Raw genomic sequence first — 22,403 nt, forward strand, 5'->3', positions numbered from 1 at the left:
CTCTAATTGATAGCCGGTTGTTGCTTGTTATATTACTTCATAAGTGTTTTCGTAGCGCACCGATAATGGCAATAACCAGTCCTGTACACCACTCTCCTGTGGCTCTAAACCATAGGAGTTGTCACGGGTGATGCGTTTTATCACTCGCCCCTGTGAAAGCTCAGGAAACGCATTTAAACGTGTCTCAGAGCCGTTTATAATAACTGGTTCTCGACATATCCATTTACCTAGATTATCCAGGAACTTCTGAACAGATAACTTCTGCCTTTCCTTGTCGGATGCTGTGCGGTACACCACGTAAAATGGGTACTGGCATACTTGGTGCATCGTTCCACAAACATCTTCTTTTTCTGAATAGATCAATGCCCCGTTATCTGCTGAGAACGCAATTCCCGATTCTTTGCCGAGTTCCTCAAATTTGATTGTTTCATTTTCGTACAGTCCCGGATACTGGTTCAGAAGTGCTTTCATGGCATCTGTCAGAATCTCATATCCAGTTGCATCTTTTCCGATAGGTTTATCTGCCATGTCTGCCACCTCCTGCCTGTGCTTTTACTTTGCGAATCCATGTGTTGCCGTATTGTCGCTTAGCAGCATCGAACCATTCAGCTTGTACCTGAGTATGCGGTGATTTTGTATATTGAAGATTCTCCTTTGCATTCGTCTTGCCGGAATACTGGCTTACAAGAACCTTTTCCGCATCGTGTCTCGCCCATGTACTGCCTGTTGCGGGGTCAACCATAGTTTTTCCGAAATAAAGAAAACGTCCATAAGGAGCAGCTGCCGCACATACAAATCCAGTCCCTTGCATCGATGTACTTTTGGCTCTTGTTCGGTCAATAAAATCTCCGGAAATCATTGGCATAAACTCTATCATACTGTCCATAACCATTCCATCAAGGAGATACTGGGCTTCTTGGTACTGCCTAGAAAATCTATCCATATTCAGTTTTATTTTCATATCTCCGTCAACTACAGAGAATCCTTTAAAATGATGAATTTTACTCATATTACTTACCAAGAATCTCGAAGTGAGGAATCAGTGTATATGGACCACCTACACTGGTAATCTTGAACACGTTGTCCTTATTCTCGTTCATGTACTGGTAGAATCCATTCCGATAATCGCCATCGGTTACTATTCCACCAGTCCACTCACCCTCCCAGAAGAACGATTCATCTGAGAATGTGATAGTGTCTTCCAGAGCGTTGTTAATCTGCCTTTTCCACTCTTTAGGCGGTATATATGGGAGAATCTTACCATTCCTGTCAGTAATGGTTATATCGCCGTTCTGGACAGTGTATCGAACGTGCAACTGCGCGTTGTCAGTTATGTCTGGCCCGTACTTCTTAAGGATTGCCCCTTTGTCCGTAATGAGGTCAACGCCGGATAAAACATGAGGATACCAGTACGCATCTCTTGTTGTTGGACTCTCATAATAATTGAAAATCGTCAATGTTTTGTCGTACATGATACCCTCTCCTTAATTATTCTTTCTGCACTGTCTGTTTAATAACCTGATTTACGCCAGTTGCTGACAATCCATTAAACATACCGACTGCAACTGCCGTGATATAATCCGTTGCCGGAAAATCCGGGATAATTCCCATCCCGACCGCTCCGAGAATCCCACCAGTAATCGCCATGGTTACCGGAATCCATTCATCAGAGATTCTTTCTGATGCTTTACAGCCCATTCCTACGATGTAGCAAATCATAACGATTGCTACGCATGAGCCTAATGTTGCAATGTCCATTATTGTCACCTCACATTAATTTAAGTTCATTGAATACTTTAAAAATTTTCGGTGACTGAATAGCAAACCAGTCAACCGTAGTTTCGTCATGTCCGAACTGCTCCGTATGTTGCCAGTTGCACTGCAATCCGCTTTCCGACAAGAACGCATGAATAATTTCATGTCTCAACTGCTTTTTCTGCAAGGAATCAAAATTGCCAACGTTATTTGCATTGTCTGTTCTGATAACAATTTCTTTTGATGTATTGTCTGTGTAGCCATCAATATCTGCATTTTTAAGTTCTTTCGGAATGATTTTGTAAACCGTTCCGAGAACATTAATATTACATTCCTGCATATAAAATCGGCATCCCTTCATCCGTCCTTACTCCCATCAACAGCGGTAAAGCTGTTTTGATGAGTAAATCATTTGTTTTCTGTGTATCTCCAGCAACACTGTATACTGCACTCCATTCCTTCGCACTTGCTCCAATCTGCTGAGGTGTTGCGTAAGAGATGGATTCATTGCCAGATGATACAGAGGTTACAATGCCTGTCGTGCTACCACCGGACCCGATTGTGGTTGATGTACCACTCACAGCGGCATTGGTAGCATTCTTCTCAGCAAGCTCAATCTGATACATTAATTCAGTCAATGAGCAAACCGCCTTTTTGATACGCTTCTGTGAGCGTTCATTTTCCGGCAGCCAGCCCACCAACCTATCAAACGTCATTGTGTCCACGAAATCACTAGCTCTTTCTGCCAGTCGTGGGAAGTCGGCTTCTGGCACAACTGAACCGAAATATGAAGTTGTGTAAAATTCATAATCTGCATAAGCCATGCCAGTTACCTCCTAGTCGATCATCATTTTGCTGTTACAGTCGCATGTCCGGCACTCAACGCCTTATAGGTACTGTCGCACTCAACCACTGTGATTACCTGTCCTGTTGTTGCGGTAATGTCAGATTCTCCATCCCACGCGCTCCAGTTCTTCACATTCTGTCCGTAGTCTACGGAAGTCTCAGATGATGCAACTTTGTACTTGTACACATTTCCTGCGCTTACTTTTGCCGGAGTAACAGTCACTTTTGTATCTCCGCTCTTACTTCCTGCTGCGGAGTTTACAGTGAGAGTTCCAAGTGTCTGAGTTGTGTTGATAGTTCCGACAGCAACAGCGTCAATATATTCTGCAAAGAGGGTAAGTCCCATGATTGCGAATGATTCAGACACTGCTGTGTGGTAATTGCCCTGTGTATGGAATCCAATCAGATTTGTTTCACCGGATACAGTATATACAAGACCCGCTCTTGCGAAATCAGATTCGTTCGGGTCAACATAGTACAGAACGATATTTTCAACAGGTGTAGCGATTACTGTTCCTCTCGGAATTTCACTGTCAGACAGTAAGAAAATCGTATTAAATCCCAGGAAGTCTTTCACATACTGGAAGCCAAACTGGTTCTGAATAGAAATCTCAGCTGCTCCGATATACTCATACACGTCCAGAATATTTACAAATCCAACAACGCCAGTCACATTTCTGTGCATCTGCTTAAATTTGTTTTCTACGCGACCCTTAGCCATTGCCAGAGCCATCTGGAAAGTGGTTTCCGTGAATGAGAGAGTACCTGTTTTCAGATAGTTGTAAAATCTTTCAGTAACATTGGTCTGAAGTTGGAAGAGAAATTCATCATCGGTCATCTGAACAGCGTTCTCGTAACCGTGATCTTTGATTGCTTCGATAGATACAGCCTTTGCGTATTTCTCGATAGTCATTTCTGCATAGGGTTTTTCTTTTACAACGAATTTGCTGTAAGGGATTTCCTCGCCCTCACCAACATTTCCGTTCTGTAATGTACCCTCTGCATATTTTGATTTAAGAACCGCTCCGGGTGTCTTTTTGATTGGACGCATGATACCAAGGATTTCACGTAAGTGTTCCCAGTTTCTTTCGAATCTGGTTACAAAGTCAATCTCACGTGCTGTGACCTGAATATCATTACTCATAATAAGATTAGTTTTTGCTGCCATATAAAAAATCCTTTCTACCCATAATTGTTAAGGTATTGGGTTAGCGGCTATACTCTGTCGTATAGTCGGTGTAAAAAAAATCACTGGAATAACTGGATGTTCTGGGCAATTGCAGCCTGTCTCTCGGACGGGTCTTTGATTGCTTCAATATCTTTCTTTGTCATGTTTCCCGGTGTCCGCTGCTGTCCAGCATGAGTGGTAAATCTTGCCTGATTCTGCTGAGCCTGCCGCTGAGATTCATCTACAAAAGCGGATGCGTCAGACTGCTTCATCTGCTCGATCAGGTCATTTAATCCAAGGATTTTACCGTCTTTCAGCTTCAATCCGGCTTCTTTAATGTCTGCCATAACAGACTTCTTTGCTGCTTCGCTTGAAAATTTAACATCATCAAGTGCTGTTTTGAGTGCGTCTGAAAAATCGCGTTCATAGATCTTTGCGTTGAATTCCTTCTCTGCGTCCTCAGCCTTCTTCTTCCATCCAGCAAGCTCTGTCTGAATGTTAGCCGCGTCGATACCATCAAAACCTTTTAAAGTTTCTTCTGCCGTCTCCGCACGTACTTTCCAACCATCACGTTCTCCCTCAACTTTCGACAGGGTTTTTGCTACTTCTTTAGCATTTTTATAATGCTCAGAGAGTGCTTTCTTCACATCTGCCTGCTTGTCCTCCGGGATTTCAATTCCAAATGATTTTAATGTGTCAATAAGTTTCTGCATATACATCCTCCTGGTCGTGTTTATTGACCTGCCGCCGCAGGTATTGGATTAAGCCAGTTAGACCACTGGCAGGGTAACTGTGGCTATTGGATTCGAACCAATGAATGAGTGTTCCTCTCCCGGGGTCAAAGCCCGGTGCCTTACCACTTGGCGAAGCCACATTGAAGTGCCTTTTCGGACCGAACATCGGTCTGCAGGATAAGACATAACCTAATCAGCATCATGATGTTGCAATCTACCCTAGCCATAGACCACCTGTGTACAGATAGCGTAACTTTAAGCAGATTAATTGCAGGAGACGGATTCGAACCGCCGGTCTCGAGGATATGAGCCTTGTGAGATTCCACTTCTCTATCCTGCGATGTACATATCTGGAAGAACCATTTCAGCACGTTCACTTATTGCCTACTTTAAGGGAGGCCACTTTACAATCCGATAGGCAGCAAACATGTCCGGAACTCGGAATTACATTCCCATGCGCCGCCCTGCGCTATTCCCACGCCAAACTTTCAGGCTCCAGACAAGCGGAAAGGATGGATTCGAACCACCAAGACCTAGTCTACGACCAGGCCGTTCCCAGTTACTTGCACTTTCCGAATAACCCGGATTGTACCGGGTTAGCAAGGTGTTTAACGTGTCATGCCTGCCACGAGTTGTTTCGGGCATCCGTCTGCCCATTTACCTTTTACAAGGAGGTGCGTACTGTCTACATGATCGCATAGACAGCAATGGTACGTGTCGGAAATTGCATCCGCTTTTCAACCTCATGCTTCTTATGTGACAATCCGGTCACTGCATTTTCTGTTAAGGACACGCACCCGTGAAAGGAGGAATCAATGAAAAAAAAGTCTATGTCAAGTGGCTGTAACCACTTACGAATCTTCCCTATGAATATATTTTACCACAAAGTATCCAAAAAGTTGTGGTACATGTTTTAGCCAATTAGAGCATATCCCGAAGTTTTTCCACGTATCTCTTGACAAGATCACGTTCTTCCCTGCACTCTGCATCCTTGGACATATCGCTCATTTCTGTAGTAAGCTCGTCAAGGTGTTCTTCCAATGCGGCAAGCATCTTCCTCTTACAGTCCTCAGATTTGCCAGAACGATAGCTCTGTTTCTGTGTCATGTAGTCATCGTAAGCGTCTCGTCCGTCAGAACGGCTGTAATGCCCTCTGACGTAATGTTCCCCACGTCTGGCATAAGAACTGCCCCGATCGTAATCCGGCATCATTCTGCCGTCATTTGAACTGTATCTCCCCATGCTGTCGCGCTTTCTTCCGCGTTCGCTGTAATCGTCATTGTATCCACCACGCATTTCATCAAGGACAGTGTTGTAGTACTCTACTTTCTTATCCCAATACTGCGTATTCTTGATATCTTTGTACATATCAATCAGTTTGTATGTCATTTCCAGATTTCCAGTGGTCAGTCCACTGTCAGCAATTTTGGACAGTTCGTCTTCAATTCTTGCACATAAATCCTTGATATCTCTCATAACTGCACCTCCTACGCTTCTCTGGTCACAACAATGTTTGCGTTCGCAACAGAAATAGCCTGATCACTGGTATTCTCTACTGCAATATTAACGCAACATCCGCGAGGCACATCCACGTAAATTCCGGAAGACACATTGTTGTACTGGTCTACTGCTGCCGGTGTGGAAATCATCTGAGAAGATAATACTGGTTCTCCAGAGATTGCAACTGCCAAAGAGATAGCTCCAACTGTACCGCCTGTTGGAATCGCAATGTTACCAGAGAAGTCCACGAAAAATCTAGCCTTGCACTGGTTAGTAAGCCCTCTCAGAGTGATGATCCCGCTTCCTTCTCTGTGCTGAATGCAGTTAGAACCTTTAACTGCCACGTTTGAAAATACTACATTCCCTTTTGCTGCTACCGTCTGAGCAGCTACATTTGTAAATTCCGCCATAAAAATACTCCTTTCATATCACAAAAGGACAGGTCCCAGCCTGCCCTCTGTGTAATACGGCATAAGCCGACATCCGAAATCAATCGAAAGATACTCTCGATATGAAGTTATCAGCAATTGCATCCAGTGTTGCATCCGCATCCGTAATATGTGTTCGGGTTTGGAACCTGATATGCCGGGATCGGTGCTGGATTGATCGCATTAATAAGCTGCTGTGTCTGTGAAGCCATTGCAGTTGTGAGTAATGCACTCTGGCGATCCTGAGAAGCGGCACGTCTGAGGTCGTTATTTTCAGCCTGTAAGTTGGAAATCTTCTCGTTGCACAGGTAATCAAGGATTGCCCTTGTTCCGGCGTTCTGGCTGTCGATAATGTCTCTTGTGTTACTGTTCATGGTGTTCTGCAATGCACAGGTATTCTGTGCCATGTTGTAGTTTATGCCCTGGATTGCTTCTCTGGTTTCACAGCAGCAGTTTGCAAGCTGTGCCTGGAGTGCATTGGTATTCTGCATATTTGCTACAGTGTCAGCGTTAATAGCCTGCTGGATTCCGAAGCCAGTCTGCATGATGTTGGTGTTGATTCCGTTAAATCCGGTAAGCATACCGTTATTCATGGCGTAGAAGCCATCACACAGGCCGCTATTGATTCCGTCAAGTTTGCTAATTACAGCGGAATTGTCGAATCCTCTCTGAATATCTGCCTGAGTAGCTGCTGTGGCTGCATATCCGCCGCCGTTTCCATTATTGCCCCAGCCGTTGTTTCCCCATCCGAAGAAAGCAAAAATGAATAAAACAATAATCCACCAGCTACCATCTCCACCAAACATGCCGTCATTATTTCTACCGTTTCCAGTAGCAGCGGCAATATCTGCTAAACTATAATTTCCATCCATAATATAATCTCCTTTATTGTATTTACATCAATCTGGCCAGATTGTAATGTACTATTTCATTCCTTTCAACATATGCTGGAATTGTCCTGCCATCTGTTGAACTTGATTGAGCTGCTGTTGAGAAATCTTTCCAGACTGCAACATTTTCTCGACTTCTGCTTTCGGATCTCCCTTAAAATTCTGTTTAAACTGCATAAACTGCTGTATCATTTGCATTGGCCCATTTCCCTGCGGCATCCCACCACCAAGCGCATTAAATAATGGATTACTCATCTGCGTTTCCTCCCTTGATTGCTGACTCCTGTACGGCATTAGTCCTAACAGGCTCAGGAAATGAATTTAATCGGTTTATGATAGCTTCGTATTTGCCCTTTAAATCGTCGTATTCCTGTCTGGTGACGTATTTACTGTCCATGTTCTGAACGGGCTGTTTAGGCGGCATCTGAGAGCCTACCTCGTGATACTCAAACGTTCGCAATGGCTGTGGCATACCGGAAACGTCTGTGGATTTTATAAAGAATTTTTCTGATTCTGAATCCATTAGTAAAACACTTGTCCCGGGTGCTACCAGATAGGATTTTGCGCCGACTTCACCGGATACCCACAGGATACCGCTATTATTCTGCTGTGGTTGCTGTACTGGTTGAGCTGGAATCTGGACAGGCTGTTGCTGGAACTGGTTCATCTGCCCAGGGACACCAAAACTATATTGATAAGGATTGTTATATAATGCCATCTTATACACCGCCTTTCTGATTATATTTTTGCACAGAAGTATTAAACTAAGAAGTTCAAAAAAGTATCAAAAAAGTATTGACATGTCACCCGTTGAGTGGTATTATAATATCAGAAAGAGGAAATGAAAACATTCAGGAGGTAAGCATTATGAAGTACGATAAAAGAAACGTCATGAGAAACGCATGGAATATTAAGAGAACAGCTAACGTGACAATGAGCGTTGCATTGAAAGCTGCATGGCACATTGAAAAAGCCATGATGGAAGCTGAAGAAATTGGAAAAAATTCTGGATGGAATTACAAAGTATTCGCAAACGATTGGATTAAATACGGAAAGAACCGTACATATATCGAAACAAGGATTTATACAAACGCTTGGAACTGCAAGAAAGAAATCAAACTTGGATATGTAGATAACCTTAGTGGAGAGTATGTCGCAGCATAAAAAATAAGGAGGAAAGAAAAATGGCTACAGAGTTAACGCATTATGGCGCAAAAGTAATTCATCAATTTGTCGAACTTGATGGACAATTCGAAAAAGCATTGCAGAAAAAAGGAATTGAATATACTTACCTTCCTGTAAGTCCTGGCGGTGAATTACGAAATAATGTCATCAAATATAACATTGACGGGGCAAAAAAATATGCCGTATTAATTGATGATCATTGCTGTATCACGGAAGATGTTCCGGAAGACGGTGATTGGTATGGGCTTTTTGAAGATATTAGAGATCAAATTAATGGGCATGAACCACGGAAAGCAGAATCAAAAGCTCATCAGGTGCTTGTAAGAGCAGAGGAATATGCAAGAGAAGAAAAGCAAAAAGAAGAAGAAAATCCTTTACTTGCGCTTCTGGCTGCAGATAAAGTTACAACGCATGATATTATGCGTAATTGCAGATTGCTTGGATATAATTCCAATACGTTTGCATTGATGTCGCACGATGATATAGATCCGGAATTTTGGAATAAATTAATGGAGGAATTCAGTAAATGCAAATATTAAAAATATATTGTAATTATGGTTGCTTATCAGCAGAAAAAAGAAACGTTTACACATACGGAATACCAGGGACCACAGCTACTTGCTGGGATGAAATGGAAGTAGAAGTCCCGGAAGGCTGGGAACTCTACGAGAATCGAATGGGGAAAACCATGGTGACCTCTCCATGGGGTGAAGGCTATGAAATAAATGAAGTTCTTCAAGGTAATGAAAAGCCTTGTTTTTATGCGCTTGACCATGGTGGAAAAGGCCACAGATATTTTTTAAAAGAAGTGGAGGAATAAAGTATGAACATCAAAGAAATCCGTTTTATTTCCGGATTAAGCCAACAAGCTTTTTCTGATAAGTACAAAATTCCCAAAAGGACAATTGAAAACTGGGAGGGTGGTAAACGTAATCCTCCAGAATATGTGATAAAACTACTTGAAAGGATTGTAAAAGAAGATTTTTGTTAAAAAAATGGGAGAGGGTAGAAAATCCTCTCCTTACTTTTTAGCATACTTTAATTATTTTATTGTTCACCCTCCGGCTTAACCGCTTTGCTGTTGATATGCTCACGTTCATCTGTTCAGCACAGTATTCGAGCGTATATTCCTTGCATCTCAGCCGGAACAGTCTTTCTTCGTCCGGTGTGAAATTACACTCTATCAAGAATCTGTCTATATCTTTCTTTGTGAACACATATAATTTCATGAGCATACCCCTTATTAATGCTAACGTTGATTCTGCGCAAGATAATTTGTAAGCTTCTGTTTTGTTTTTTTTAATTCTTCCACATTATTCCCACTGATCTGACTATCCAGCATGGTTGATAGTACTTCCAGAATCAATGAATCGCGTTCCGCAATTCTCCGAAGACTTTCATAATCTCGTCTATCATGTTCTTCCAGTGTCTCAACTCGCTTATTAAGTCGGAATGCCGGTGTAATCCACTTAAAGATTACAGCTGCTGCCCCTCCGACAATGGACACCCCTCCGCAGATAGAGAGGAAAATCTGTACAAATTCTGATATGCTCATTTATTCTCCTTTTCCCAGTAATATACCGGGATCTCATTACCACTATCCCATGTATCGAAATATTTGCCCTCTTGTACCGTCACCACATGACCATCTATGCAGAGAATGTACGTGCCTGTCGGATGGTCTGCGCAAAAGTCGTTGACTGTATAGATATACCGTTCTGATTGCTCAATCAGTTTGCGTCTGTACCCATGTTTGTAAAGGTACGCTCCCCAAACGTAATTAGCTGATGGCATATCTGACAGAGTACATGCCTGTATCATTAATCCGGTAAAAACCGTTTCCCAGTCGAAGCCAGTTGCCTTACATATTGCTCGGACAACGCAATCTCCTGTTCTCTTATCCTTAACAGGATTCGGATTGTAATATTCCCATCTGTCCATCAGTCAATCCCCTTTGCTGTCTTATATCGTTTTGCCGCTCCTCTGGCTTTTGCGGCGTTCTGGCGGCTCCATTTAGCTATCATAAGTCGGTCTTGCAGCTCTCTTAAATCATTCTGCTTGCAGTAATCTTTGTATGCAGCATTTTGTTTCTGCAAAAGATAAGACTTCCGGTCAAGGTCTTGCTGTAATGCGAATTTTGCCTGTTCGTCCTTGCAGTTATCAACCGCCGCTTGCATTCCTATGACTTCTCTTTTAGTTCTTCGGATCCTGCGTTCGTAAGTACGTTGTTTTTGCTCTTTTTCGTACTGTTTGCCTTTGTTGGCTTTATCCTGTGCCGATAGTTCTGCATAGGGATTAAATTCCCCGTCACTTGCCCCAAAGCTATGCCGACAGTTAACTCCTGACAGTCCGCTTGCTGTTCCATATCCGGTCAATGAGAACGGCGGAAATTTCTTACTCTTGCCAGAACGAGAGTATATCTTTCCTTGCCACCATGCGTGATTTCCCGGGTTCTCACCGCCGTCACCTGTTCTGGCTCCCATGTGAGCACTGACCAGAACTAAATCCCAGTCCATTTCTTCCATGCGTTTTAGGGATATATCTCCCGTAGCCTGAGCCACGCCAGTTCTGACAGAACGTGCTACTGCTGTTTCAATCGTGTCTTTTCTACCGGATGGATATGTGACAGTAACACCATCACTCACAACATTATTAACTGCCTCTTTGATGGCTTGCGTATATCCAACTGCCCCAGACATTACATGGTTATACGCAAGGTCACATTGTTCGATATAGAGCCTCTGAGCGGCACTTGCGGTTGTCCGTGTGAAGTTCTTCCAATCTCCTAAACAGTGATTCATATTCCGCTCCATGAGCCTTATCATTGCTGGAGACTGTTCGAGCGGTACAGGGCTTAATCCTGCCGCCTTGTATATCTTATCGTCGTAGTTCATCGCAGTGATTCCGGCATCTTCAAACGCTTCAAGGAGTTCCTGCTGTTCGCGTTTGGTGTATTTGGATAGTTCTGCCAGAATGTTCTCTAGCAGTTCACCGGATTCCTGTAGCGTTCTGATTCTCCACGCATCAGCATTGGTTAGAATATAGTCCTCACCTCTACCGATTCTTGCCATCATCCTCGACACGATCTCAGAGATGATATACTGATGCAGTTCTTCTGCAATCTGTTCACTGCCCTCTGTAATTTGCCGTAAATATTCTGGACTAAGCATAATATATCACCTCTTTCGTCAAAAGTCGTGGTACATGTTTGGAAAATATGCTACAATCAACCTATTAAGGAGGTGTCGCAAAAATGTTTCTAAAATTAAAAGTCTATTGCACTTGTAATTGCAACTACTACGTAAATGAACAAATTAACACGGAAAAGGTAATTTGTCCAAACTGCGGCAAAGAACATCCGTCTTCATCACAAATTATATCTATGCTTCGCATGGCTAAGTGCATTAATGATGGCAATGTTCCTGGTGCAAATACAGTGAGGACATTTGCTGTATCTAAGCAAGAAGATTCTGGCTGTTAATAATGTTATTGCAAAGTGGAGAGGGGTTTTAATCCTCCCCACTTTTTTTTACTTAATTCACTAAAGCCTTCTTTAGTTAAGTAGTTTCCGCTTTCGGTTCTTCTTCCTTATTAACATCCATCAGCTCATTGTACTGTTCCTCTGCAATCCTGCCCGTTGCAAAGAAAATATCAATCTTATTCTTTAAATCGTCTGTCAGACCGTTTCTTTTTTTAAGTTTTAATAATGCTCTATATAACATAATCATACCTCCAATTCTGTAAGTGCTACTGCGTATTCGCTGTTAACGTAGGCTTCTGCTGATTGTGTATCCATATCATAGATATAATCACGATTGTCGTTGAGTTGCTGTTTAACATAGTTCCAACCGTTTTCCATTGAAATTGGATAATTGAATACAGTATATCCGTCAAGCTGTTCTGAATTGACGCTGATGTTGGTTACTGGGTAGTATGTGGCAAGTGCTTTGAATGCGGCGATTTCTTCTGGTGTGAGGTCTATTTCTTCTGGTGTGGCGGATGCTAATAATATACGAATAGGATTTTTTGATAAAAAATTCTTAAATTCGGCTACTGTAGAGATGTTTCTGTTTTTGCTAATTCTGATATATAACTGAAATATATTATTTATAAAGAATCCCTCACTATCTGTATTCGCAATTAAAGTATTTTGCAACAATAATTTATTGCTTAGTCCTTTGCTTTCTAACGCCATTACACCACTTAGTCTAAAATTAGCAATATTATTTGCATTTACCGATTGCAATTCCCAACTTTCATCACCGTTATATTCAACCTCCTTGCACATTCTCACCAACTTTCCCCGTTCCTCATCCACATAATCCGCAACATACTGCTGTCCGTTGATTGTGACGTTACCGCCTGAATTTACAGGGATTGCGTTGAGGGAGTAAGGGAGAGTGACGGTCTGAATAGGTTTGTATGGTTCAAAATCGGAATCAGTGGCACTTATCATTATGTTTTTGTATGTAATTTCGGTAGCTGTAGCCTTATAAATATAAAACATAATTTTTACATATAAAACATTTTGTAAATTGATTGTTTCATGATTTTTTCCAGCGTTCGCTCCATTGAATTCAACCTTCGCATGGGAAATGTTATTTCCTACTATATTTGCATCGCCATTACCACCAATGTTTTCTTTATTTGCGTCAAAGTATTGCACACTAACAAGGTATTTGCCATCACTTGTATCTGAAAACGCATCAAAAGAAATACAAATTTTCCCCTTGTGTAAAATAACAGGCATAAAATCCGTAACATATGCTTTTGTCAATCCAATCAAATCACTACCGGGATAGAAATTCTTCCCACAAACCTTCACTGTCGGATTCATCACGCTCTTGATCTCAACTGGATTCTCTGGCGTTGGTGTTCCATCCTGTGATGATTTGCCATACAGCATCATATCTTGAATCTTGCCATTGTCGGAATCAGTGATGTTCGTTTCACCCTGATTTGATGTGTAGAACTTTGTAATTTTGTTGGATAAATCTTCCTTTAACGAATCAGTTTCTGCCTTTGCTTCCTTAAATTTGTCCCCTACTACTTTAGCATCTGCAAAGCCGCCCTGTATAGACAATGTTTCATCAGAAATAGGCGTTTTCAACACTGCGCCGTAAGGCAACTGTCTCTTCTTCCCGTCTGCTGTGATTATTCCTTTAAATACATCAGCCATTATTGTTTCCCTCCGTTGCTTTCAAACTCACATAGCCATCAGCATCCATGTTAAGTCCAACACCCTTGTCGGACAGGTATGTTTGTACCGCTTCTGCTATAGCTTCTTTGCTGGTTCCGATTCCGTCTATACAGAGTTTATACAGATACTTCTCTTTTCGTGTGATCGGCTTCGGGATTTCGCCTGTATAATCGCCTGTCAGATATGCGAGTTACTTTTCTTCTCGCGTTACTGGTTTATCTGCCATCTTTTTACTCCTCTCCGAATAATGTTGGCTCGTCTGGTTGAGCTTCTTTGACCATTGCTTTCGCATCGCTTTCGGTCATTCCTTCAAACTTCACGAAGTACATCCATGCCGGAACTTTTCCAGTTGTCACATACTGCCACCATCTTGCACGATCGTTTTCGCGCACATACAGAATGTCTCCGAAATCATAATTGACTTCATAAGCCCCAACAGGTGCAAGCCCGTACAGATCAGCATAAACGTTCAATGCGTAAATAACTTCATCCAAGCAAGACTCCAACTTATCCCTTACATCCTTGACGAACTGCACTGTCCTCTGCTGTTCCGCTTCTACTCCTGTAGCCGTCTGAATGCCGCTAGATTCGTTAAAAACAAAGTACCCGTTGGAGAATCCAATCTTGTACCCTAACTGGCTTAAAATGGCATTTATGCCGCTTATACGAGTATCTGTGTTGAGAATTGGATTGATTTCCTGATAGAACTCTTTCTCGTCCTGCCCGAATACATTCTTGACAAAGTGCGGTAAGTTCATCTCATTACGTCTGTTCTCCATACCCTGCGGTGACATGGCTGCTACAGGTGTACCGCTTGGCATCAGCAGCCTATCATCAGCCAGAACAATCTTCTGCGAATCAAAAATCTCTCCAGCGTTCCTGCTGTATGCAATGTCGAGATCTTTCAATTCTTCGATGGCTTCGGCAAATATTGGAAGTCCAAGTGGTGTACTGATATCTACATTGTTCGCCTGCGGTGTCCGCAACACTCCGTATAGAGGTCCGTCCAACTTCTCGCCATTTGCCTTGAGAATCGGCGGCGTATCTGCCATGAGGTCAGCCCATTTGGTCTGTTTAAGGTCGATTTTATCGCCGATTGACTGAGGGGATTTTGATACATAGGCTCTGTTAGAAACGTAGTACGGGTAGGCCGTTACGCCGTTCACTGTTGTCTCAACAAATCTATGATATTCAAGCCGTGTATAGTATTTTCGTCCAACAGTATAAGAGTCCTTGAATATAATCCCTTTGATTTCCTGATTATCATAATCCACAATCATCACATCTGCCGGAGTAAATAAGTCAAGGCTCTCTCCGTTCGGCTTAATGAACACGGTTCCGTAAGCACAGCCGTATTCTACCCAGTGCCGAATCTGGAAGTATACCTTGTCAATCTGTTCCTGTAACCATGCTGCCCTTGCGGAGCCATCGATCTGAATACCGATCGCCAGTGTTGCGAGCCGAGCTGTCTCTGAGCAGACAGATTTCGCGAAATTGATTGTCTTGATATTATTCTTGTCATCTAACCATTCCGGTACTCCCCTGTAAATGTTCGCGCACCGGTTAATCAGTGATTCCATTTCTGGAAACTCTGCCGCCTGGATATTAAAGTCCTCTTCGGCTTGTTTTTTGAATATCATGTTAAACCACCTTTTTAGTGTTGTTATAAGTCCCATTTAATCTACCTTTTAAAATCCATCCATCTTACAGAAGTATCTCGCACAATAATGTCTTCATATTCTACAACTTTTAAGATTTCGTTAATGTCAGATGATCCATATATTTTTAAACCGATGTTTAAGAATTTATTTATTTTATCTGAAAAGTACCTATCTAACATTTTATGCACTGTACCCCCTCCTGTTAAATAACGGCTCATAAGCATACCTAAGTGCCGAGATTGCGTGATCGTTTCCGTCAGGATAACCGCTTATTACATTTCCCTCTTTGTCTCGATCATACTCATATTCTGTAATTTCTTTGTATGCGTTCGGTGTCCGCTTCGGGTCAATGACAAGGGTCTTTGTTTGCAAGAATTTAAAACCATACTCGATACTGCCCGGTCCTTTGATTGCTCCTCTGGCAGGAAGCCCGGCATCCCGGAAGTCGTTCACGGACTTAGGCTCCGCAGAATCACATATCATTGTATAATCGTCATAACCTTTTTTCTTGATCCAATCAGCGGTCTTGGAGTTGCTCCATTTATTTACATACAACTCGTCAATCAGATATATCTTCTCCCTAGCAGAATCGTAATAGGTCCTGAGATAGCAGAAGGCGTCCGGGTACCATCCATAATCTACGCCAGCGAAAATACGATCCATGCGACTGATTTCTTCATCTGTAATGTCTCTAATCTCCAGATATTCAAATACGTTTCCACCGTTTCCATTCGCAATTCCCATGTACTCATGTTCATAAGCGTTTGGATTGACTTCTTTCAGATGCTCTGCTTCGTCAATAAATGGCTGTCCTAGCCATTCTTTTGGCACGTCCAAGTAAGTTGATGAATGAACTATTCTGTTCTCTTTTGGTTCGAGAACATACTTATTAGCCCAGTTATTCATTGTTTTTGGTGGATTGAAGCTTTTAAATATCCATGCAAGGTTTCCACCACGGATGGCGGACTGTTCAATCTTACGAATTTCCTCAGGTCCCGCGAATTGATCCAACTCCTCAAACCAGAGAATACCAATATATCCGAACTCAGGGTTAATGGATTTAATCTTGTCAGGGTCATCAGCACCACGGAAGTATATCTTTTGTCCGGTTGCTTTTAATGTAATCTCCATAGGTGATAACTTAGAATCAAATTCTTCTGTGAATTCCTGTTTTCCAATAGCCCATTTGATCTTGTTATACACAGAATCTTTAATTGTATTCCCGACCTTACGGCAAACCACAGCATGAATGTCATGATTGTTCTTCATCAACTCTATTATAGTCATTCCAACAGTGGTTGATTTCGTGGATCCACGTCCGCCCTTAAACACATACTCCAGATGTTCCTTATCTCGAATATCTCTAATAGCCCAGTGAAAACAATCAGGAATATTATACAGATCCATGTGATACGGCTTTGCATTTCTAGCAGCTTCCTCTGCTGCTTTCTTTTCTTCCTGCTCTTGCTTAATCTTTAATGTTTTCTCCAGATCATTCATGGACTTTAGCTGGTCTGAGAAGTCCGGAGCAAATCCGAATGAATCAGTCAGTTCACCTCTTGCGATCATGGAGCGGCGTTGTTGAATCTCTGCCAGTGACATAATGTCAGTGCCTTTTTGCTTTTCAATGAGAGACTGTTTTTCAGCTATATATGCTGAAATATTAAGTTTTCTTAAGTTCTGTGCTCCTATTACTTCTGCGTTTTTCTCGGCATATCCAGCTTTTCTCGCGGCATCAGATGCATTCCCGCCATTTTTTATATATTCATCTGCGAACGCTTTCTGCTTAGGCGTTAAGTCCATCTAATCACCTCTGTCTATCCTCATTTTCTGACCGCCTCCCATATTTCTTTAAGGCACATGACCACATCATACTGGGATGCAGTTCGTAATATTTCATAATCACAATCCTTCCATTTGCCCCTTTTTGTGAGGTGAAGTGTAGGTGTTGATATGATCGTTACTGTTATCAACCGTTCCTGCTCATGACTATAGAATTGCGATGTTCCGATTTTTATGACTACTCCGGTGGATAATATAGCTTTTTGAAGTTTTCTTGTAACTGCTTTTAAGTTCGCCATATTATCACCTCATTTCTGGCTATAAAACCCCATAGTAACACTTCTGAGTATATTCTATCACAAGTCAGTAGAAAAGTTGTGGTACATGTTTGAGGAATTTTGCGCTAAAAAGAGCCGGTAAATACCGACTCTCTAATTTTATTCATTGCTTTGCCATTTTCAGAACACTCAAATATTCTTCCCGCGTTCTTACAAATACGTTTTTTCCTGTTAAATCAATCATATTTTTCCTCCCTTAATCTTATTGCTCGCTTTACCTCTTTATCAGAATCTCTGACAACTCTACCACTTGCGCATTTTACGCACTTGATTCTCCAGCCACCTTTATATCTTTCGAAATGTCCATAACCTGTTGGAACTTTTTTACCGCAACAATAACAAGTTCCTGGATACCTATTTCTTGCCATTTATCTCACCTCTCATCAATCTATTTCCACCAGAGACCCACATATACTGTTTTCCGAAAAAATAATCCGTAATGCTCTTTTCCGTGCCTGATCTAATGTTTTACACGGATCTTGACACAAAAACCACATGATTATTTCGCCTCTCCTGCGATCGCATCAATACATTTATTCCAGCCGATTTTATAGCTCGGCGGTTTGCCTCCTGTTTTGAAATACTCGCCGTTATAAAGCCCAGTTACTTTCATTTTCTCCGGCAGTGGCTTTAATGGACACCAGTCAGGCTTAGTGCTAGTGTCCTTAATATCTTTCAGCTTTCCTCTACAATACTGTAAATTAAGCGTGAATCCTCGCAAATAGCATGAGCAGCAGGATTCTGGTGTGTCAATCACTTACTGATTTACTCATTTTCTCTTACCTCTTTTCTGCAAGAATGCTCCATACTGTGCAGGACTGATGACATCAATTTTTCTTCTGTCAGCCTGATAATATCCAACTATTCCATTCTTTTTGTTTTCTTCCCTCGTGAACATAGTAGAAATGTCCTTACCTTTACTCATCTGATTTCTCCCTGTAATAATTCTGGATTGTCGAAAATATTGCCAACTACTTCATAATGTTCCAGATCGAATTTATCAAGATATTCTCTATCCGTGCTACCAGCTTCGTGTGTTACCCATCCTGCAGCACCCCATTCAACGGTTTCATATGTCGCATCTTCTGGGTAGGATTCGTCCAAGTGTGCCATCAGAATGTCATTCTCCCAAATTTTCTTCCCGTTCTTGTCAGTCAGTCCTGTGAACTGGCAGAGGGTTTCTGGATTAATAGGTGGTGCGTATAAAACGCCTGATTCAACTGGTTGCATTCGATATTCAAATAAGTTTGACCGTGAATGATCTATTGCTAAACACCCCTCAACCCATTCACCGTTATCAATCCGCTTTGCCTTGAAAAGAATTTCTCTCATATAGTGTTGTCCTCCTGTGCCTTAGAAAGTGGTTCAAATCTTCTTTTCTGTTTGACATTTGGATATTTCTCTCTGTCCACATCACTCGTAAACATAGCCAATGGTCTGCACCATGTTACAAGTGGGTCTGTAAAGCACTTGTAGATCACCATAATTTCATCAGATTCTGTATGTACTGCGATATCGGTGACGATATAGGTTCTTCCTTTGAAGTGTTTATATCTTCTTCCGACCATACTGTCTTTTAACTTTTCCAATGTTTCAATTGATACGTTGCTCATTCAACTCCGCCACCTTTCACAATCTCTATTGCCCTGCTCAGTCCAGCATTGTATCCTTGATGTACATCAGATAAGATACATTCGGATTCGATGAATTTATCTCTTTTCAATTCGCCAATAACCTTATCAACATCAAATACTGTCAGCTGTTCATTGACGCAATCAATAAACTCTTTCTGGTCAGAACTAATACTTGTGCCAATTTCCCAAATTTTGATGTATTTAATTAATTCGTCTGCATCTATCAGTCTGCTCATTTAATCACAACCCTCTTTCTCATCAAAAGCCAAATCAACTCTGATCACATCCGTTTCTATTGCCGAAAGGCAGCTTACTTCTAAATCATAAAATGGTTTCAGCAGCTTTGAACCGGCATTGAATGTATCGTAATCACCCCATCTTCTTCCTGGGTGACATATCTGGATTTTATCTTCACTTTCAGGATCGCCACCAATTGCTGCTATTAAATCAATTAGCTTCATTATTCATCCTCCCACACTCCCAACAACCGCATCCTCTCATACAGTACAGCGGCAGTCTTGCGTCTGTATCCGTAAAAGTCTTTCGGATTCATCGGGATATATCTTTCTTTACTGATTTTCCTGTAACTTTTCCGGTGTAGTATATTCTCAATAACCATATCCGCTATCACCGTGTTTTTCGGACAAGCTGACAAGGCAGCACCGGAAAGCAGGTATCCATACTCTGCCGGGAAGTCTTTCAGCATCATATTCAGTTTTTCTATGTCCTCTGCCGGAATACCGTAGTCTTTCAGCTTTTTATTCCTTGTCAGCATACCGTTCTCCTTTCTAATCGTCTGGGTGGTGTTTATCGTACATGATCGCCACACATACAAGACCAACCACTCCGAATATGGTTCCAAGGGTGAACCCTAATAAGAATGTAATCATGGCTCGTCCTCCTCGTGCACCGTGAAAGCAAAATAACAATCAAGCTTCAGATCGCCATCGTAAGATATAGTGCATTCAAGCTCGTAACCCCCTGCTTCTGCACATTTTTGAATTAACGTGTTCAGGGCATCTCCAATTTCTTTGACGTCTTTATCGGTATATTCAATCATGTTTAATCCTCCTTATATGGTTCTGGAAGTGGCAACCAGGCTATGACCTTCCAATACGACCTAGCACCAGTTAAGTCCCATCGTTTCAATTTGCTTTGAAATTTTGCGTAGGTTGAATGATATATTCTTCCGTCCATGCAAGTCACTTGATACGTACCGCTTGCTTCTGGCAATCTCTCACTGACCGGAATCCAGTTAGTAGCTTTTAAACGCTCAATAACTTTCTTCTGTTCTTCTTCCGTTTCACAATGTATTACAACGTCATAAGTATCATCGTATGCACTAAATGTGCCATCTTCGTTCTGTGCAAGTGTAATTCCATCGCTCATGCTTCCGCCCTCCTATTCCACTGTTCTGCAGCTTCTTCCTCTGTTTCTCTCCAGCGTTCCACCATTCCGTCACTGAATTTGATCTCGCTCATTATTTACCCTCCTTTTTCAACATCGGAAACAACCATCCGGTCTTTTCATTCGATGCAATCCAATCGAATTTTAGCTCTGATAATTGATACTCTTTATTGCATCTTTCACAGGTGAATCCTTTCACTTTACTGTATTGCCCTATAATTCCACCGCATCCACATCTACAGTGTTTATAAACCATTTTCTATCCTCACTTTCCTCATATAAGCAACTGACACGCTATTGTGCAGTCCTCCATGATTTCTCTGAATGTAGATATTGTCCTGTATTTTCCATTATTCATCCACACTCCAATCAAATCTCTGCCCACATTTTGAACAGTAATCAATGTCTGTTCCAGCAAGAATTCCTGGTCTGTGGGTAGTTATAAATACGTTCCCACATTCGCAGCATTCCCATACTGAGCAAGTGTCGCTTCTGTTACGCATAAATTTCGGCTTTTGTGGTGTATGTTTTTTAATGAGTTGCCTAAACTCACTCATTTCAAGACTGTTTATTTCAAATGCTGTACATTTAGCCATTTGGTTCATCTCCTAATTTCAATTTCTCTGCAATTGCTTTAATCACTGATACAGTTACTCCGTTTCCTGCTTGTTTGTATAGCTGGCTGTCAGAATTTACAAATTCTGCCTTTTCAAAATAGTCATCCGACCAACCTTGCAACCTGAAGCATTCCCTTGGTGTCAATTTCCTGATTGCTATATAGCACTGATATTTTTCATACCAGACTGCATATACAATCAATTCATCAGAAACCCTTACAAATATTCCTTTGTTAGAATTTATGTTTAAAACATTCAGTTTGAGTGCAACACCGCTATCATGTGTGTTTGCCTTTAAACAACGAAAGCAACCTTCGTATATTCCACGGTAAAATTCTTTGGATACTCCTGTATAAAGTCCACCCAAAGGATTTAAACTGATGGCACCTCCATGTCTATCCTGAGATGTTAATGTGAACATTGGTTCTCCGTCTTCTTTGAACCTTCTTCCGTTCTGACGTTTCTCTCCCCTGTCTGGTGTTAATACTGGAATTACTATTTTAGGCTCTGTGTTTCCTCCCGGCTTCGTACTGATTGTTGGCGCTAATCCATCGTCACTATAAACTCTATCTCGCTGTGAATTTCTGCCATTAAGACAACCAAAAAGATTTAACGAAACACTATTTTTTCCGTCTGTTCCTTCGACAGGAAATACTTTTGAGGTACTTCTCCCTCTAAGATGTCCGATAATGAAACATCTTTCCCGGTTTTGTGGCACTCCGAAATCTTTGGAGTTGAGCACCTGCCATTCTGCATCATACCCTGCCCTATCCATTTCAATGAGCAGTCTGGCGAAATCCCATCCTCCATTAACACTAAGCAGATTTTTAACGTTCTCAATGAAAAGGTAAGTGGGTTTATTTTCTTCTTCGAGCTGTCCGACAAGGTACATAACTCTGAAAAACAGGCTTGAACGGTTTCCTTGAAATCCGGCTTGCTTTCCTGCAACGGATATGTCCTGACAAGGGAATCCGAAGCACCAGCAATCTGCTTTTGGAATGTCTCCGGCATACACTCTTCGAATGTCATTTGCGTACCATTCTCCATTTCTGTATTCCTCCTTTAATATTTCTTTCTGTCTTTTCTTGATAGGAATATCTTCCAATACCTTTCGCTGCTCTTCTGTCAGTAAGTGCATTGAGATGTAACTCGCAGTAGCAAATTTATCGAATTCGCAAAAACCAACGCATTCATGCCCCGCCAATTCCATTCCCCTACGAAATCCTCCGATTCCTGCGAAAAAATCTATAAATTTCAT

General features: G+C 41.7%; 37 protein-coding genes and 2 tRNA genes. 4 read left to right on the forward strand and 35 right to left on the reverse strand.

The features are described from left to right. Positions 1-27: 27 nt before the first annotated feature. The 15 genes from AC04Q4_RS05840 to AC04Q4_RS05910 form a co-directional block, all read right to left on the reverse strand. Positions 28-528 carry a hypothetical protein gene (locus AC04Q4_RS05840; RefSeq protein ID WP_118669928.1) on the reverse strand — a complete coding sequence of 167 codons (501 nt, stop codon included), beginning with the start codon at positions 526-528 and terminating at the stop codon, positions 28-30. Beyond that, the gene (locus AC04Q4_RS05845) at positions 518-1,009 is read right to left on the reverse strand and encodes a hypothetical protein (protein ID WP_476388679.1); all 492 of its coding nucleotides are present in this window, start codon (positions 1,007-1,009) and stop codon (positions 518-520) included. Before AC04Q4_RS05845 ends, AC04Q4_RS05840 begins: the two co-directional genes overlap by 11 nt. A 1-nt stretch (position 1,010) precedes the next feature. Continuing rightward, positions 1,011-1,472, reverse strand: coding sequence for a hypothetical protein (locus AC04Q4_RS05850; RefSeq protein WP_476388680.1), 462 nt, complete (start codon positions 1,470-1,472; stop codon positions 1,011-1,013). A 16-nt stretch (positions 1,473-1,488) separates the two neighbouring features. Continuing rightward, positions 1,489-1,758 carry a phage holin family protein gene (locus tag AC04Q4_RS05855; RefSeq protein WP_476388681.1) on the reverse strand — a complete coding sequence of 90 codons (270 nt, stop codon included), beginning with the start codon at positions 1,756-1,758 and terminating at the stop codon, positions 1,489-1,491. Positions 1,759-1,768: 10 nt separating this feature from the next. Beyond that, positions 1,769-2,095 (reverse strand): hypothetical protein, encoded by a 327-nt coding sequence (locus tag AC04Q4_RS05860; protein WP_476388682.1) that lies wholly within the window; start codon positions 2,093-2,095, stop codon positions 1,769-1,771. Next, positions 2,082-2,579, reverse strand: a complete 498-nt coding sequence (locus tag AC04Q4_RS05865) for a head-tail connector protein (protein ID WP_476388683.1) — start codon at positions 2,577-2,579, stop codon at positions 2,082-2,084. Before AC04Q4_RS05865 ends, AC04Q4_RS05860 begins: the two co-directional genes overlap by 14 nt. 23 nt (positions 2,580-2,602) lie before the next feature. Further along, on the reverse strand, positions 2,603-3,769 hold the full coding sequence (locus AC04Q4_RS05870; protein ID WP_476388684.1) for a hypothetical protein: 1,167 nt from the start codon (positions 3,767-3,769) through the stop codon (positions 2,603-2,605). 80 nt (positions 3,770-3,849) lie between these two features. Beyond that, entirely contained in the window at positions 3,850-4,482 is a 633-nt protein-coding gene (locus tag AC04Q4_RS05875; protein ID WP_476388685.1) for a phage scaffolding protein, read from the reverse strand. Between the two features lie 77 nt (positions 4,483-4,559). Further along, positions 4,560-4,643, reverse strand: a tRNA-Gln gene (locus tag AC04Q4_RS05880). A gap of 128 nt (positions 4,644-4,771) precedes the next feature. Beyond that, a tRNA-Met gene (locus tag AC04Q4_RS05885) sits at positions 4,772-4,843 on the reverse strand. A 581-nt stretch (positions 4,844-5,424) separates the two neighbouring features. Further along, the gene (locus AC04Q4_RS05890; protein ID WP_118034918.1) at positions 5,425-5,979 is read right to left on the reverse strand and encodes a hypothetical protein; all 555 of its coding nucleotides are present in this window, start codon (positions 5,977-5,979) and stop codon (positions 5,425-5,427) included. A gap of 11 nt (positions 5,980-5,990) precedes the next feature. Next, complete coding sequence (locus tag AC04Q4_RS05895) at positions 5,991-6,413, reverse strand: hypothetical protein (RefSeq protein WP_476388686.1); 423 nt, start codon at positions 6,411-6,413, stop codon at positions 5,991-5,993. A 110-nt stretch (positions 6,414-6,523) separates the two neighbouring features. Beyond that, positions 6,524-7,303, reverse strand: coding sequence for a hypothetical protein (locus AC04Q4_RS05900; RefSeq protein ID WP_476388687.1), 780 nt, complete (start codon positions 7,301-7,303; stop codon positions 6,524-6,526). Positions 7,304-7,354: 51 nt separating this feature from the next. Then, the gene (locus tag AC04Q4_RS05905; RefSeq protein WP_118037082.1) at positions 7,355-7,576 is read right to left on the reverse strand and encodes a hypothetical protein; all 222 of its coding nucleotides are present in this window, start codon (positions 7,574-7,576) and stop codon (positions 7,355-7,357) included. Next, positions 7,569-8,039, reverse strand: a complete 471-nt coding sequence (locus AC04Q4_RS05910) for a hypothetical protein (protein WP_476388688.1) — start codon at positions 8,037-8,039, stop codon at positions 7,569-7,571. The genes AC04Q4_RS05905 and AC04Q4_RS05910 overlap by 8 nt, the downstream gene beginning before the upstream one ends. A gap of 149 nt (positions 8,040-8,188) precedes the next feature. On the opposite strand from AC04Q4_RS05910, the gene AC04Q4_RS05915 reads away from it, so the two are divergent. The 4 genes from AC04Q4_RS05915 to AC04Q4_RS05930 are packed head-to-tail and all read left to right on the forward strand — an operon-like array spanning position 8,189 to position 9,497. Continuing rightward, the gene (locus AC04Q4_RS05915; protein WP_476388689.1) at positions 8,189-8,485 is read left to right on the forward strand and encodes a hypothetical protein; all 297 of its coding nucleotides are present in this window, start codon (positions 8,189-8,191) and stop codon (positions 8,483-8,485) included. Positions 8,486-8,505: 20 nt separating this feature from the next. Further along, positions 8,506-9,045 (forward strand): hypothetical protein, encoded by a 540-nt coding sequence (locus tag AC04Q4_RS05920; RefSeq protein WP_476388690.1) that lies wholly within the window; start codon positions 8,506-8,508, stop codon positions 9,043-9,045. Next, positions 9,033-9,326, forward strand: coding sequence for a hypothetical protein (locus AC04Q4_RS05925; RefSeq protein ID WP_476388691.1), 294 nt, complete (start codon positions 9,033-9,035; stop codon positions 9,324-9,326). The genes AC04Q4_RS05920 and AC04Q4_RS05925 overlap by 13 nt, the downstream gene beginning before the upstream one ends. A 3-nt stretch (positions 9,327-9,329) precedes the next feature. After that, a complete protein-coding gene (locus AC04Q4_RS05930; RefSeq protein WP_476388692.1) occupies positions 9,330-9,497 on the forward strand; it encodes a helix-turn-helix domain-containing protein in 168 nt (55 codons plus the stop codon). A gap of 258 nt (positions 9,498-9,755) precedes the next feature. Here AC04Q4_RS05930 and AC04Q4_RS05935 read toward each other — a convergent pair whose 3' ends face one another. The 20 genes from AC04Q4_RS05935 to AC04Q4_RS06030 all read right to left on the reverse strand — a co-directional run bounded on the left by AC04Q4_RS05935 (position 9,756) and on the right by AC04Q4_RS06030 (position 22,403). Beyond that, the gene (locus tag AC04Q4_RS05935) at positions 9,756-10,061 is read right to left on the reverse strand and encodes a CTP synthase (protein WP_120062206.1); all 306 of its coding nucleotides are present in this window, start codon (positions 10,059-10,061) and stop codon (positions 9,756-9,758) included. Beyond that, complete coding sequence (locus AC04Q4_RS05940; protein ID WP_476388693.1) at positions 10,058-10,447, reverse strand: hypothetical protein; 390 nt, start codon at positions 10,445-10,447, stop codon at positions 10,058-10,060. The genes AC04Q4_RS05935 and AC04Q4_RS05940 overlap by 4 nt, the downstream gene beginning before the upstream one ends. After that, positions 10,447-11,676, reverse strand: coding sequence for a phage minor capsid protein (locus AC04Q4_RS05945; RefSeq protein WP_476388694.1), 1,230 nt, complete (start codon positions 11,674-11,676; stop codon positions 10,447-10,449). Before AC04Q4_RS05945 ends, AC04Q4_RS05940 begins: the two co-directional genes overlap by 1 nt. Positions 11,677-12,063: 387 nt before the next feature. Further along, entirely contained in the window at positions 12,064-12,228 is a 165-nt protein-coding gene (locus tag AC04Q4_RS05950) for a hypothetical protein (RefSeq protein ID WP_476388695.1), read from the reverse strand. A 2-nt stretch (positions 12,229-12,230) separates the two neighbouring features. Further along, positions 12,231-13,685, reverse strand: a complete 1,455-nt coding sequence (locus tag AC04Q4_RS05955; protein ID WP_476388696.1) for a hypothetical protein — start codon at positions 13,683-13,685, stop codon at positions 12,231-12,233. A 251-nt stretch (positions 13,686-13,936) separates the two neighbouring features. Further along, positions 13,937-15,382, reverse strand: coding sequence for a phage portal protein (locus tag AC04Q4_RS05960; RefSeq protein ID WP_476388697.1), 1,446 nt, complete (start codon positions 15,380-15,382; stop codon positions 13,937-13,939). Between the two features lie 5 nt (positions 15,383-15,387). Continuing rightward, positions 15,388-15,555 carry a hypothetical protein gene (locus tag AC04Q4_RS05965; protein WP_476388698.1) on the reverse strand — a complete coding sequence of 56 codons (168 nt, stop codon included), beginning with the start codon at positions 15,553-15,555 and terminating at the stop codon, positions 15,388-15,390. After that, a complete protein-coding gene (locus AC04Q4_RS05970) occupies positions 15,548-17,170 on the reverse strand; it encodes a PBSX family phage terminase large subunit (RefSeq protein ID WP_476388699.1) in 1,623 nt (540 codons plus the stop codon). Before AC04Q4_RS05970 ends, AC04Q4_RS05965 begins: the two co-directional genes overlap by 8 nt. A 20-nt stretch (positions 17,171-17,190) precedes the next feature. Further along, positions 17,191-17,448, reverse strand: coding sequence for a hypothetical protein (locus AC04Q4_RS05975; protein ID WP_476388700.1), 258 nt, complete (start codon positions 17,446-17,448; stop codon positions 17,191-17,193). A gap of 215 nt (positions 17,449-17,663) precedes the next feature. Then, positions 17,664-17,855 carry a hypothetical protein gene (locus AC04Q4_RS05980; protein ID WP_117591502.1) on the reverse strand — a complete coding sequence of 64 codons (192 nt, stop codon included), beginning with the start codon at positions 17,853-17,855 and terminating at the stop codon, positions 17,664-17,666. Between the two features lie 401 nt (positions 17,856-18,256). Further along, positions 18,257-18,412, reverse strand: coding sequence for a hypothetical protein (locus AC04Q4_RS05985; protein ID WP_476388701.1), 156 nt, complete (start codon positions 18,410-18,412; stop codon positions 18,257-18,259). Next, positions 18,409-18,819 carry a YopX family protein gene (locus tag AC04Q4_RS05990; RefSeq protein ID WP_476388702.1) on the reverse strand — a complete coding sequence of 137 codons (411 nt, stop codon included), beginning with the start codon at positions 18,817-18,819 and terminating at the stop codon, positions 18,409-18,411. Before AC04Q4_RS05990 ends, AC04Q4_RS05985 begins: the two co-directional genes overlap by 4 nt. Further along, on the reverse strand, positions 18,816-19,100 hold the full coding sequence (locus tag AC04Q4_RS05995; RefSeq protein WP_476388703.1) for a DUF1653 domain-containing protein: 285 nt from the start codon (positions 19,098-19,100) through the stop codon (positions 18,816-18,818). Before AC04Q4_RS05995 ends, AC04Q4_RS05990 begins: the two co-directional genes overlap by 4 nt. Next, a complete protein-coding gene (locus tag AC04Q4_RS06000) occupies positions 19,097-19,357 on the reverse strand; it encodes a hypothetical protein (RefSeq protein ID WP_476388704.1) in 261 nt (86 codons plus the stop codon). The genes AC04Q4_RS05995 and AC04Q4_RS06000 overlap by 4 nt, the downstream gene beginning before the upstream one ends. Then, complete coding sequence (locus tag AC04Q4_RS06005; RefSeq protein ID WP_476388705.1) at positions 19,358-19,582, reverse strand: hypothetical protein; 225 nt, start codon at positions 19,580-19,582, stop codon at positions 19,358-19,360. It lies immediately after the preceding gene. Then, positions 19,582-19,896: a hypothetical protein gene (locus AC04Q4_RS06010; RefSeq protein ID WP_476388706.1), complete on the reverse strand. Its 315-nt coding sequence runs from the start codon at positions 19,894-19,896 to the stop codon at positions 19,582-19,584. The genes AC04Q4_RS06005 and AC04Q4_RS06010 overlap by 1 nt, the downstream gene beginning before the upstream one ends. Before the next feature lie 111 nt (positions 19,897-20,007). After that, on the reverse strand, positions 20,008-20,181 hold the full coding sequence (locus AC04Q4_RS06015; protein ID WP_476388707.1) for a hypothetical protein: 174 nt from the start codon (positions 20,179-20,181) through the stop codon (positions 20,008-20,010). A gap of 2 nt (positions 20,182-20,183) precedes the next feature. Beyond that, positions 20,184-20,510 carry a DUF551 domain-containing protein gene (locus tag AC04Q4_RS06020; RefSeq protein ID WP_476388708.1) on the reverse strand — a complete coding sequence of 109 codons (327 nt, stop codon included), beginning with the start codon at positions 20,508-20,510 and terminating at the stop codon, positions 20,184-20,186. A 368-nt stretch (positions 20,511-20,878) separates the two neighbouring features. Beyond that, entirely contained in the window at positions 20,879-21,124 is a 246-nt protein-coding gene (locus tag AC04Q4_RS06025; RefSeq protein ID WP_476388709.1) for a hypothetical protein, read from the reverse strand. Further along, complete coding sequence (locus tag AC04Q4_RS06030) at positions 21,117-22,403, reverse strand: DNA (cytosine-5-)-methyltransferase (protein WP_476388710.1); 1,287 nt, start codon at positions 22,401-22,403, stop codon at positions 21,117-21,119. Before AC04Q4_RS06030 ends, AC04Q4_RS06025 begins: the two co-directional genes overlap by 8 nt.

It is taken from the genome of Blautia sp. HA8986 (assembly GCF_056504635.1).

What these genes read in the sequence shown, in the direction of transcription:
- AC04Q4_RS05850 (WP_476388680.1), bottom strand. Translation starts at nt 1,472, where the DNA reads ATGTACGACAAAACATTGACGATTTTCAATTATTATGAGAGTCCAACA.
- AC04Q4_RS05955 (WP_476388696.1), bottom strand. Translation starts at nt 13,685, where the DNA reads ATGGCTGATGTATTTAAAGGAATAATCACAGCAGACGGGAAGAAGAGA.
- AC04Q4_RS05980 (WP_117591502.1), bottom strand. Translation starts at nt 17,855, where the DNA reads ATGGCAAGAAATAGGTATCCAGGAACTTGTTATTGTTGCGGTAAAAAA.
- AC04Q4_RS06005 (WP_476388705.1), bottom strand. Translation starts at nt 19,582, where the DNA reads ATGAAGCTAATTGATTTAATAGCAGCAATTGGTGGCGATCCTGAAAGT.
- AC04Q4_RS05920 (WP_476388690.1), top strand. Translation starts at nt 8,506, where the DNA reads ATGGCTACAGAGTTAACGCATTATGGCGCAAAAGTAATTCATCAATTT.
- AC04Q4_RS05895 (WP_476388686.1), bottom strand. Translation starts at nt 6,413, where the DNA reads ATGGCGGAATTTACAAATGTAGCTGCTCAGACGGTAGCAGCAAAAGGG.
- AC04Q4_RS05870 (WP_476388684.1), bottom strand. Translation starts at nt 3,769, where the DNA reads ATGGCAGCAAAAACTAATCTTATTATGAGTAATGATATTCAGGTCACA.
- AC04Q4_RS06010 (WP_476388706.1), bottom strand. Translation starts at nt 19,896, where the DNA reads ATGCTGACAAGGAATAAAAAGCTGAAAGACTACGGTATTCCGGCAGAG.
- AC04Q4_RS05900 (WP_476388687.1), bottom strand. Translation starts at nt 7,303, where the DNA reads ATGGATGGAAATTATAGTTTAGCAGATATTGCCGCTGCTACTGGAAAC.
- AC04Q4_RS05930 (WP_476388692.1), top strand. Translation starts at nt 9,330, where the DNA reads ATGAACATCAAAGAAATCCGTTTTATTTCCGGATTAAGCCAACAAGCT.
- AC04Q4_RS05910 (WP_476388688.1), bottom strand. Translation starts at nt 8,039, where the DNA reads ATGGCATTATATAACAATCCTTATCAATATAGTTTTGGTGTCCCTGGG.
- AC04Q4_RS05905 (WP_118037082.1), bottom strand. Translation starts at nt 7,576, where the DNA reads ATGAGTAATCCATTATTTAATGCGCTTGGTGGTGGGATGCCGCAGGGA.
- AC04Q4_RS05945 (WP_476388694.1), bottom strand. Translation starts at nt 11,676, where the DNA reads ATGCTTAGTCCAGAATATTTACGGCAAATTACAGAGGGCAGTGAACAG.
- AC04Q4_RS06015 (WP_476388707.1), bottom strand. Translation starts at nt 20,181, where the DNA reads ATGATTGAATATACCGATAAAGACGTCAAAGAAATTGGAGATGCCCTG.
- AC04Q4_RS05960 (WP_476388697.1), bottom strand. Translation starts at nt 15,382, where the DNA reads ATGGGACTTATAACAACACTAAAAAGGTGGTTTAACATGATATTCAAA.
- AC04Q4_RS05925 (WP_476388691.1), top strand. Translation starts at nt 9,033, where the DNA reads ATGCAAATATTAAAAATATATTGTAATTATGGTTGCTTATCAGCAGAA.
- AC04Q4_RS05915 (WP_476388689.1), top strand. Translation starts at nt 8,189, where the DNA reads ATGAAGTACGATAAAAGAAACGTCATGAGAAACGCATGGAATATTAAG.
- AC04Q4_RS05890 (WP_118034918.1), bottom strand. Translation starts at nt 5,979, where the DNA reads ATGAGAGATATCAAGGATTTATGTGCAAGAATTGAAGACGAACTGTCC.
- AC04Q4_RS05975 (WP_476388700.1), bottom strand. Translation starts at nt 17,448, where the DNA reads ATGGCGAACTTAAAAGCAGTTACAAGAAAACTTCAAAAAGCTATATTA.
- AC04Q4_RS05950 (WP_476388695.1), bottom strand. Translation starts at nt 12,228, where the DNA reads ATGTTATATAGAGCATTATTAAAACTTAAAAAAAGAAACGGTCTGACA.
- AC04Q4_RS05995 (WP_476388703.1), bottom strand. Translation starts at nt 19,100, where the DNA reads ATGAGCAACGTATCAATTGAAACATTGGAAAAGTTAAAAGACAGTATG.
- AC04Q4_RS06000 (WP_476388704.1), bottom strand. Translation starts at nt 19,357, where the DNA reads ATGAGCAGACTGATAGATGCAGACGAATTAATTAAATACATCAAAATT.
- AC04Q4_RS05990 (WP_476388702.1), bottom strand. Translation starts at nt 18,819, where the DNA reads ATGAGAGAAATTCTTTTCAAGGCAAAGCGGATTGATAACGGTGAATGG.
- AC04Q4_RS06025 (WP_476388709.1), bottom strand. Translation starts at nt 21,124, where the DNA reads ATGGCTAAATGTACAGCATTTGAAATAAACAGTCTTGAAATGAGTGAG.
- AC04Q4_RS05865 (WP_476388683.1), bottom strand. Translation starts at nt 2,579, where the DNA reads ATGGCTTATGCAGATTATGAATTTTACACAACTTCATATTTCGGTTCA.
- AC04Q4_RS05840 (WP_118669928.1), bottom strand. Translation starts at nt 528, where the DNA reads ATGGCAGATAAACCTATCGGAAAAGATGCAACTGGATATGAGATTCTG.
- AC04Q4_RS05940 (WP_476388693.1), bottom strand. Translation starts at nt 10,447, where the DNA reads ATGGACAGATGGGAATATTACAATCCGAATCCTGTTAAGGATAAGAGA.
- AC04Q4_RS05875 (WP_476388685.1), bottom strand. Translation starts at nt 4,482, where the DNA reads ATGCAGAAACTTATTGACACATTAAAATCATTTGGAATTGAAATCCCG.
- AC04Q4_RS05970 (WP_476388699.1), bottom strand. Translation starts at nt 17,170, where the DNA reads ATGGACTTAACGCCTAAGCAGAAAGCGTTCGCAGATGAATATATAAAA.
- AC04Q4_RS05985 (WP_476388701.1), bottom strand. Translation starts at nt 18,412, where the DNA reads ATGAGTAAAGGTAAGGACATTTCTACTATGTTCACGAGGGAAGAAAAC.
- AC04Q4_RS05860 (WP_476388682.1), bottom strand. Translation starts at nt 2,095, where the DNA reads ATGCAGGAATGTAATATTAATGTTCTCGGAACGGTTTACAAAATCATT.
- AC04Q4_RS05855 (WP_476388681.1), bottom strand. Translation starts at nt 1,758, where the DNA reads ATGGACATTGCAACATTAGGCTCATGCGTAGCAATCGTTATGATTTGC.
- AC04Q4_RS05845 (WP_476388679.1), bottom strand. Translation starts at nt 1,009, where the DNA reads ATGAGTAAAATTCATCATTTTAAAGGATTCTCTGTAGTTGACGGAGAT.
- AC04Q4_RS06020 (WP_476388708.1), bottom strand. Translation starts at nt 20,510, where the DNA reads ATGAGCGATGGAATTACACTTGCACAGAACGAAGATGGCACATTTAGT.
- AC04Q4_RS06030 (WP_476388710.1), bottom strand. Translation starts at nt 22,403, where the DNA reads ATGAAATTTATAGATTTTTTCGCAGGAATCGGAGGATTTCGTAGGGGA.
- AC04Q4_RS05935 (WP_120062206.1), bottom strand. Translation starts at nt 10,061, where the DNA reads ATGAGCATATCAGAATTTGTACAGATTTTCCTCTCTATCTGCGGAGGG.